This is a genomic window from Binatus sp. (SeqCode) (assembly GCF_036522015.1).
Classification (GTDB): Bacteria; Desulfobacterota; Binatia; order Binatales; family Binataceae; genus Binatus.
In genome coordinates, this window is record NZ_DATDGQ010000158.1 from 1 (window position 1) to 8,532 (window position 8,532).

An 8,532-nucleotide genomic window follows, 5' to 3' on the forward strand; every position below is an offset into this window, starting at 1 on the left:
TCCGACGTGCAATGCGGGCATCGCGTGGCGGCGAGCGGGATAGCGGTCGCGCAATATGTGCAGTCCTTGGTCGAAGGCGGCGCCGGTTTGTCGGCTCCAGTCAGATGATTGATCCATTTGACCAGCAGAAAGACCGCGAACGCGATTATCAGAAAATCGATGATCGTATTGAGGAACAATCCGATGTTCAGCGTGGGCGCGCCAGCCGCCTTCGCCGCCGCGATAGTGTCATAGTGCTTCGACGAGAGGTTGATGAACAGATTCGAGAAATCTACCGAGCCCAGCGCCAGCCCAATCGGCGGCATCAGGATGTCGCTGGTGAACGATGTGACGATTTTGCCGAACGCGGCGCCAACGACGAAGCCGACCGCCAAATCGATCACGTTGCCCTTGATCGCGAACGCCTTGAACTCTGAGAGCATCGACATGGTGCGTACTCCTTTGCCCGGTGAGGAAGGCTCGCTTACAAAAGCATCGCGGCGCGACAAAGTAAATCAGCCGCCGGTTCGATTGACTTTCCTGAAACGCATCTGGTAGCCGATCTGTCATAACCGCGCATCGCCGGAGGCCACATATGGGAGCAGTTCACATTAAAGATGAAGAGCGAGTTGGTTCCGAAGCTAAGTTCAAGCTCGAGCCTTCGGTCTATTTGCAGAAGCTCTACGAATCCGGCACTCCTGACCTCGGCTGGATGAACCAGATGGGCGAATGGGGCGTGCGCGCAAAGCCCGGCAACCTCGGCCTGCGCCTCAAGGACATCGAGATCGGCAGCTACGGAATCGTCCCCGAGCACGGCGGAGCGCATCGCTCGATGGCGCCGCGCGGCGCAGTAATTTCCGAAGACCTGCCCTCGCTCGGATTCACGATTAACGAGAAGGCCGAGTGCTGGGCCGACAACGTGACCGAGCTGTACGAAGAGGCGGTCGCGCGCCAGTGGAGCTCCGCGCGCGACATCCCGTGGACGGAACTCAAGCCGCTGCCCGACGATCTCGAGCGCGCGATGTGCCAGCTCTGCACCTTCCTGACCGAGGTCGAATTCATCGCGGCCGACGCGCCGACGCGATGGATGGGGCAGATGAATCACGACTTCTTCGAAGTGAAAATGTTCCTCGCGACGCAGGCGATGGACGAGGCGCGGCACATGGACGTGTTCCGCAAGCGCGCGCTCGCCAACGGCGGCGGACTCGGCAAGGCCAGTCCAATCAGCGAGCTGTCATTGAAGCGAATCTTCGACTGCCCGAGTTTCTCCGCGCAGACCGGCCGCCTGCAACTGCTCGGCGAAGGCTTCGTGTTGACGATGTTCCGCCAGGGCGAGTTCCTGGCGCCGAGCCGCGTCGATCAGGAAATCTTCCGACGATGCATGCAGGACGAGTCGCGCCACGTCGGCTTCGGCACCATGCATCTGCGCGCGCAGCTCAAGGCGAATCCCGCGGTCGCCGAAGAACTCCACGAACAGCTCGACGACGCCGAGCGGATTCTGCTCGAAACGTTCAGCGTGCCTGAGGCGGTCGAGCCGATGGCGATCCTTATGGGCGGCGGCGTCGAGCATTTCGACAAGGGCATGGAGTTGCAGGGACAATTGTGGCGGCGAATCGTGCACGAGTACCTGCAGCGATGCGACTCGGCCGGACTCGACCGCCGTCCGCGCTGCATCCTGCCAACGGATTTCAACAAACTGTTCGAAGCGACGGCCTGATGGCGGCGTTTCCCGATTCAGACTGGTTTCTCACCCTCGGCCGGCTGATGCATGCCGAGGGTGAACTTTTCCGGCGGCTCGGATACGCGGAGACGCGCTTCGCCGTCCGCGTGGTGCCGAACAACACCGGCAACGGCGGCGATCGGATCGTAGGACTTGTGATCGACGGCTATCAGCTGACCGAGGCAACGCCGATCGTCGATCTCAACGACTACGATCCGGACTTTGTGATCTGCGGCAAGCGCGAGATTTGGGATCGGATGCTGGGCGAGATTGCCGAGTACGGCCGCCCACAGCTGCGGCATACGCTGAGCTCGCTCGCGCTGGTCGGTGAAGAACTGTGGCTCGAATCTACTGACCAGTTGCGCGAGGACAAGTTCTACCGCTTCAATCAGACGCTGCAGGAATTGCTTAATCTCGCCTCGAAAGTTCCCGCATAAACATTTCGAAAACGTGAAAAGGTTCTTCGCCGCGCGAAAACGACCCGCGGTTGAGACGAAGGAAGATCGCAATGGACAAGCATCCGATTCGCTTTGGAGTTCAAACCGGACAGCAGAATATCGCGTGGGAACAATTGCGCAGCTTCTGGGCCAGGGCCGACGGCTGGGCTACGACTCGCTGTGGGTGTTCGACCATTTCTATCCCATATTCACACCGGACCCCGCCGGACCGTGCCTCGAAGGCTGGACCCTGTTGAGTGCGCCTCAGCCAGGTCACCAAACGCGCGCGTATCGGTGCGCTGGTCAATGGCAACACTTATCGCAACCCGACTCTCACCGCGAAGATGGCGGCCACGCTCGACAACCTCAGCGGCGGCCGGCTGAACCTTGGACTGGGTGCGGGATGGTTCGAGGCGGAGCATCGCAGCCTCGGCTTCGATTTCAAGACGGTCGGCGGACGGCTGCAGGCGCTCGACGAGTCGTGCCAGATCATCAAGGGGATGTTCACGCAGGAGAAAACCACGCTGAAGGGCAAGCACTACAACGTGGTTGACGCGATTTGTAATCCGAAACCGATACAGAAAAATCTGCCGCTGATGATCGGCGGACACGGCGAAAAGGTGTTGCTCAAGATTGTCGCGCGCTATGCCGACATGTGGAACATGGGCAATGCGGACGCCGCGGAAATGAAGCGGCTGATCGGTGTGATCGAGCGCCACGGCGACACGGTCGGCCGCAACACCGACGAAATCGAAAAAACTCTTATGCTCGCGCTTTGCTACAAGGCGCCCAAGCAGCGGGAAGAAACGCTCTCATCGATTGTTGGGATGATGGCGCAAACTACGCCCGAGCTGGCGCGCAATCGAATGATCATCGGGAGCAAGCAGGAGTGCATCGACAAGCTCGAGGGCTACATCAAGGCGGGCGTCACTCATTTCATTTTCATGCACAACCCGCTGCTGACCTCCGAGGAGGACATCGAGGCTTTCGCCGAGGATATCATCCCCGAGTTCCGTTCGCGTTGAAAAACCACGCGCGAAGAACCTATAGATTCGTTACGACGGACGACGTCGCGACGTGGCTCATGCCTGCGTTCGCAGCGGCGACTACCGTTCCAAACATGATTACTGCTGAAAGAATCGCGGCAAAAACAAAACCGGCGGTGTTCATGTGCGTTCCTCTATAAAATGGAATACGCACGGCGGCACCGCCGGTTACGCAACCTAAACGCGTCGTTAGGATTTAGTGGCTATGCGGCCTTGACGATCAGATCGTCCGGGTCAGACCGACTGCCCTTGCGCTTGCCGTACGGCGTGCCGTGGCGGACGTCGGTAGCAAGGCCAAGCTTCTCGAGCGCGAGTATCAGCATGTAGCCCGCGTCAGGCTGGCGCCAGTTCCATCCAAGACGCGCAGAACCGGGGCGCGCATGATGATTGCGATGCCAGTTCTCGCCCTGAAACAGATGCATCAGCCCGAGCCAGGTTACGTTGCGGCTGGAATCCTGGCCCGCCGTGACACCAGGTTCGGTGTGGCAGACGCTGTTGACGAAACATTGCGCGTGCAGCCCGAAGCACAAACGAATCGCGCCCAGCCAAAAAAATGCGGCCGGGCTGAAATACAGTCCGATGAAGAATGAGAGCGTGAGGATCGGCGTCTGGAACCATCGCCACGCGCGATACGAAACGCCGCTGAGGTCGGGGCAGTAGCGATCGATAGGCGGCTCGCCGGCCTGCCACAGCCATCGCAGATGCGCCCACCAGAAGCCGCCCCAGCGCGGGCTCGAGATGTCTTCCGGGGTGTCAGCCTTGGCGTGATGCAGACGATGGCCGGCGGCCCATGTGGTCGGCGCGCCGGAGCCGTTGAACATCGCGAAAAAAATCAGCACGCCGCGCGCCCACGGATTCAGTGTGAGCGAGCGATGCGCGATCGCGCGATGGTATCCGACCGTGGTGCCGAGTCCGCCCAGGAACACGAGCGCCACCGCGCCGAGAAATACCCGCCATCCTGGGATCGGATAAAGTACGAGTCCAATCGCCGCGGTAATATGAATGAGGAGAACCCAGCCCAGGATCGCAACGTCGCGCTTGCCGGCGTGCCACCAAGGCTGCTTCCATGGCTCGCTCTTCAAGATTTCTTCGGTCGTGCTAATCGGCGTGAAAACTGCTGCCATTCATCTCTCCCACCAGTAGTATTTTCGTACACCGCCCCACCCGCGCCTGTTTGGCTGCACGGGTGATGATGCTCGGGCAGCGGGGGCGCCTGCGTGCGCATTCCTGGCTGCCGCCAGCATCAGCACATTTTCACTTTTAACAGGGATGCCTTCGATTCTAAGGCGGGGAGCGGAATGTGCTTGCCGTTGCGGACTGTCAGACTACATTATACCGACGCTGCGCGCTACATCCGATGCGTGCATGCGCACTGTCAACTTTTGACAAATGTCCCGCAGGTAACACGGCCGTCAGCGCCACAGCGTCATCGCGAGGCCGATCACTCCTCCCGCAAGCACCGGCCACGCCGAGTTCACCCGATAGCGAATCAGGACGACGGCGCTCGCCAGCGCGAGAATCGTCGTGGTGACGTCGACGATCGCGTCATGAGCAAGAAACAGCGTCACCGCCGCCATCAAAGCCCACGCACCGACATTCACGCCGTCGAGAAACGCGCCGGCCAGGGGCGAGCGGCGCAGATGCGGGATCAGGGGCCCGCTGATCGATACGAAGAAAAACGACGGCAGGAAAATTCCCAGCGTCGCGACCACCGCGCCGCGAAATCCACCGAGGATGTAGCCGATGAAGGTCGCGGTCGTGAACACCGGCCCCGGCGTGACCTGGCCGACGGCGACCGCGTCGAGCAACTGCGCCTCGGTCAGCCAGCGCAATCGATCGACGAGGTCGGTGCGCAGAAACGCCAGCAATACGTAGCCGCTGCCGAACAGCACTGCGCCGACTTTCAGGTAAAATAAAAATAAGGTGGTGAGGCTGAACGGGACTGCGACCGCCGCCGCGGCGAGCGCGGCTCCCTTGGCGCCGGAAGCGCGCGCGGCGACGGGAATTGCGGCAAGTGTCGCGCGAGCGGCGTCGCGATCTTCAAACGCGCGAATCGCAAGCATCACGATTCCGCCACCGAGCAGTACGATCATGTCGTTGACGTCGAGCAGCGACGCGGCCAGCGCAACGATCGCGATCGCCGCGAGCAGCCGCGATTTGATCGCGGTGCGGCCGAGTCCCCACAGCGCCTGCAACACCACCGCGATGATTACCGGCTTGATGCCGTAGAGCAGCCCGACCGCTTGCGGCATCGTGCCGTATCGTACGTACATCCAGGCGATCACGAGCACGATCGCAGCCGCTGGCAGAATGAAGCATGCGCCTGCGACGACCAAGCCCGCGAATCCCGCCCGCAGTTGACCGATATGAATCGCCATCTCGGTCGAGTTGGGCCCTGGAATCAGATTGCAGACGCCGAGCATGTCGAGAAAGCGCTCATGCGTCATCCATCTTCGTCGGCGAACGACCTCGTCCTCCATCATCGCGATATGTGCGGCCGGACCACCCATCGCGAGCGTCCCGAGTCGAAGAAACAGCACCGCCAGCTCCCACAGCGCATCGCGTCGCGCCGGCGGATTATTTTGTGCTGTCGATTCGTCCATCAGATGTTCGCGCGGATGTTCACGCGTCGCGAAGGTATTACAGCGCGCGCGCTTTGTCATTGGCGAAGGCGTGCGATATGAGTCGGGCCACTATGGCATCGCAACCAAACCAACGAGTCGTACGCGCGTCGAACATGAATTTCACGGTGCTCGAGATGGGCGACTCGAAGAGTCCGCTCGTGCTGTGCCTGCACGGCTTTCCCGACACCGCGCATTCATTTCGCCATCAGATGCCCGCGCTGGCCGCGGCGGGTTATCACTGCGTCGCGCCGTTTATGCGCGGCTATGCGCCGACCGAGGCCGCGCCCGACGGCCGCTACGATTCGGCGGCGTTGTCGGAGGACGCACTCGCGCTGATAACCGCGCTCGGTTACAAGGACGCGATCATATTCGGTCACGATTGGGGCGTAGTCGCAGCATACGGCGCCGCGGCCGCCGCGCCGGATCGCGTCAGCAAGCTCGTCACGGCGGCAGTCGGATACGGCTCTGGATTTTTCGAAGCGCTGGTCACCAACTACGCGCAGCAGCGTCGCTCTTGGTACATGTTCTTCTTCCAGACGAAAATCTCCGAGGCGGCGGTGAGCCTCAACGACTTCGCATTCCTGGAAAAAATGTGGACCGACTGGTCCCCGGGCTGGAAATGGACTCCCGAAGACATGGAAGCGCTCAAGCGATCATTCCGCGCCAAAGGCACACTCGAAGCGGCGCTCGGATACTACCGCGCCACCCTCGGCCCGGTGCTCAGCATGCCGGTCGATCTGGAAATGCTCGCGCCCGCGATGAACATCCCGATCAACGTACCGGCGCTCATGTTCCACGGCCGCGACGACGGATGCATCGGCGCCGAAACCCTCGCTGGGATGGAAAAGCTATTTCCGAAGGGACTAAGAATCGAGCTAGTGCCGAACGCCGGCCATTTTGTGCACCAGGAGCGCCCCGATCACGTCAACGAGCAGATGCTGAAGTTCCTGAAGTCTTAGTCAGGCCGGCCTGGACGCTCGACGATGTATCCTCGGAACATCGCCTGGGCATTCATCGCGGGGCGGTATTCTGAAATCGAGCGTGAGCCGAGCCGATCGTCGTTCCACACGGCGTGTGGCGTGCCGGCCGGGATGACCATCACCCTTCCCCTCTCCAGCACGTACTCCCTTCCCGCCACGCGGCATCGCACGGTGCCCTCGACGACTTCCAGCCGCTCCTCCTGATGCGTGTGTATGTGATCCCGTGGCGCGGGCGACACGACGCGCGCGATGTACTCGCATCGGAAGAGTTCGCCGGCGGTCTCCTCCGCCGACTTGAGGACGATCACTCTATCTTGTGTCGATGTTGCGGGACGCTCCGAAACCTGAGTCGCCATGATCTCTCTCCTTGGTCGAATGCCGCGTAAGGAGAGAATTTAACATCCCGACAGCGATCTACCGGTGCGCTACTCCTGACAGCTGTCTGTCAGCAGCGTTCGTCGAGACGCGCGTAGCCGGATAGATCCTGACAGCGTGCCTTCAGGAGGCTTTGCGAGTCGTCACGACTTGCTCAGCAGATGGCGGAACAGGTCCTGCGCCGATTTGCCGTCCTCCTGCGCAAACGCCTCGCTCAGGAACTCAACGTCGTTCATGCGGTCGACGCGAAAAAAGCGGAAGTCGTCGCGCAGTTCGCACCATGAGGCGGCGGTCCAAAACGGCGGATAGAACCACAGGCTCAAGGGACGCACCTTGCGGCGCGTCTCGGCGCCCTTCTCGTCGCAATATCGGAAGCGAACTTTCCGGCATCCGCGAATCGCGGCGCGCAGCCGGCCGAGATCGAATGTCACCGGCACTCGCTTCACGTCCTTGGGCGCCCATAGCGATCGATCGTCCAGCATCCGCTGCAGATGCGCCGGCAACACATTCTCGATTTTCGACAATGCCGCGTCGGCCGCACGGCCCAACTCGGCGTCGCTCCAGTTCTGCACCATGCGAGCGCCGAAGACGAGCGCCTCGAGCTCGCTCTCGCTGAACATGAGCGGCGGCAGGTCGTAGCCCTTGCGCAGCGAGTAACCGATTCCTGCCGCGCCCTCGATCGGCACTTTGCTTACGATCAAATCGCTGATGTCGCGGTAAATCGTGCGCTCGCTGACGTTGAACTGCTCCGCGAGCGAACCGGCGGTGACCACGCGGCGTCTGCGCAGCCGCTGAATAATCTCGAACAGGCGATCGGCGCGACGCATGATACTGCTTCCTCCGCCCCTTCTCTCATTGTCGCAGTCCAACGGCAACTGCTGATTGTTCAGAGTCGGGCGCGGCATCACCCTCGGCAGCAGTGGGCGGAGTGCGTAGCAATCCGTACGCCGTCACGGCAATGAACACGGCGAGGTTGATCGAGGCCGCCGAAATCAGCGCCGCGTTCGGATGATCGGGGAAATAGGACGACGTATCGGTGAGGTGCTTTATATAGATGAGGTTGAAGAGGAACGTCCCGCTTACCACTGCGAAGATTGAAGTGAGAAAGCCGCTCTCCAGCGCGATCGGAATCAGAAATACGAGCGGGTAGTACAGGTATCGCTCGTGCATCCGCGGCGCGAACATGAAGAAGCCGAATAGCGCGACGAATATCGCGAGCATCGCGGCGCGAGCCGACCGCGCACGCCAAATCAGGTACGACACGATCAGGTAGACGGCGCATGTCAGCGACAGGCCGAACGCGCTGTACGAGACACTGCCGAAGATCTTGTCGGTGTCGGGCGTGCCCATCCCGCCGATCAACCCCATGAA

Annotated in this window: 11 protein-coding genes; 4 read left to right on the plus strand and 7 right to left on the minus strand. The window is 61.1% G+C overall.

The window, feature by feature from the left end; translation table 11 throughout:
- The coding region (gene mscL, locus VIW95_RS06475; RefSeq protein ID WP_349259299.1) for a large conductance mechanosensitive channel protein MscL at positions 1 to 422 on the minus strand (422 nt) is incomplete at its 3' end.
- Positions 423 to 574: 152 nt separating this feature from the next.
- On the opposite strand from mscL, the gene VIW95_RS06480 reads away from it, so the two are divergent.
- The 3 genes from VIW95_RS06480 (at position 575) to VIW95_RS06490 (ending at position 3,161) form a co-directional block, all read left to right on the plus strand.
- On the plus strand, positions 575 to 1,696 hold the full coding sequence (locus VIW95_RS06480; protein ID WP_331584620.1) for a hypothetical protein: 1,122 nt from the start codon (positions 575 to 577) through the stop codon (positions 1,694 to 1,696).
- Positions 1,696 to 2,136, plus strand: a complete 441-nt coding sequence (locus tag VIW95_RS06485; protein WP_331584621.1) for a hypothetical protein — start codon at positions 1,696 to 1,698, stop codon at positions 2,134 to 2,136. Before VIW95_RS06480 ends, VIW95_RS06485 begins: the two co-directional genes overlap by 1 nt.
- 257 nt (positions 2,137 to 2,393) lie before the next feature.
- Positions 2,394 to 3,161 (plus strand): LLM class flavin-dependent oxidoreductase, encoded by a 768-nt coding sequence (locus VIW95_RS06490; protein WP_331584622.1) that lies wholly within the window; start codon positions 2,394 to 2,396, stop codon positions 3,159 to 3,161.
- A 19-nt stretch (positions 3,162 to 3,180) separates the two neighbouring features.
- Here the strand turns inward: VIW95_RS06490 and VIW95_RS06495 are convergent, their stop codons facing one another.
- The 3 genes from VIW95_RS06495 to chrA all read right to left on the minus strand — a co-directional run bounded on the left by VIW95_RS06495 (position 3,181) and on the right by chrA (position 5,785).
- Positions 3,181 to 3,306 carry a hypothetical protein gene (locus tag VIW95_RS06495; protein WP_331584623.1) on the minus strand — a complete coding sequence of 42 codons (126 nt, stop codon included), beginning with the start codon at positions 3,304 to 3,306 and terminating at the stop codon, positions 3,181 to 3,183.
- A gap of 79 nt (positions 3,307 to 3,385) precedes the next feature.
- The gene (locus VIW95_RS06500) at positions 3,386 to 4,306 is read right to left on the minus strand and encodes an acyl-CoA desaturase (protein WP_331584624.1); all 921 of its coding nucleotides are present in this window, start codon (positions 4,304 to 4,306) and stop codon (positions 3,386 to 3,388) included.
- A gap of 288 nt (positions 4,307 to 4,594) precedes the next feature.
- Positions 4,595 to 5,785 (minus strand): chromate efflux transporter, encoded by a 1,191-nt coding sequence (chrA, locus tag VIW95_RS06505; RefSeq protein ID WP_331584625.1) that lies wholly within the window; start codon positions 5,783 to 5,785, stop codon positions 4,595 to 4,597.
- A 92-nt stretch (positions 5,786 to 5,877) separates the two neighbouring features.
- On the opposite strand from chrA, the gene VIW95_RS06510 reads away from it, so the two are divergent.
- The gene (locus VIW95_RS06510; RefSeq protein WP_331584626.1) at positions 5,878 to 6,765 is read left to right on the plus strand and encodes an alpha/beta hydrolase; all 888 of its coding nucleotides are present in this window, start codon (positions 5,878 to 5,880) and stop codon (positions 6,763 to 6,765) included.
- Here VIW95_RS06510 and VIW95_RS06515 read toward each other — a convergent pair.
- From VIW95_RS06515 to VIW95_RS06525, 3 genes are all read right to left on the minus strand, one after another.
- Positions 6,762 to 7,142 carry a cupin domain-containing protein gene (locus VIW95_RS06515; protein ID WP_331584627.1) on the minus strand — a complete coding sequence of 127 codons (381 nt, stop codon included), beginning with the start codon at positions 7,140 to 7,142 and terminating at the stop codon, positions 6,762 to 6,764. The two genes, VIW95_RS06510 and VIW95_RS06515, sit on opposite strands and share 4 nt — an antisense overlap.
- Positions 7,143 to 7,304: 162 nt before the next feature.
- A complete protein-coding gene (locus VIW95_RS06520) occupies positions 7,305 to 7,988 on the minus strand; it encodes a YafY family protein (protein WP_331584629.1) in 684 nt (227 codons plus the stop codon).
- A gap of 25 nt (positions 7,989 to 8,013) precedes the next feature.
- A partial coding sequence (locus VIW95_RS06525; RefSeq protein WP_331584630.1) for a hypothetical protein occupies positions 8,014 to 8,532 on the minus strand: 519 nt, incomplete at its 5' end.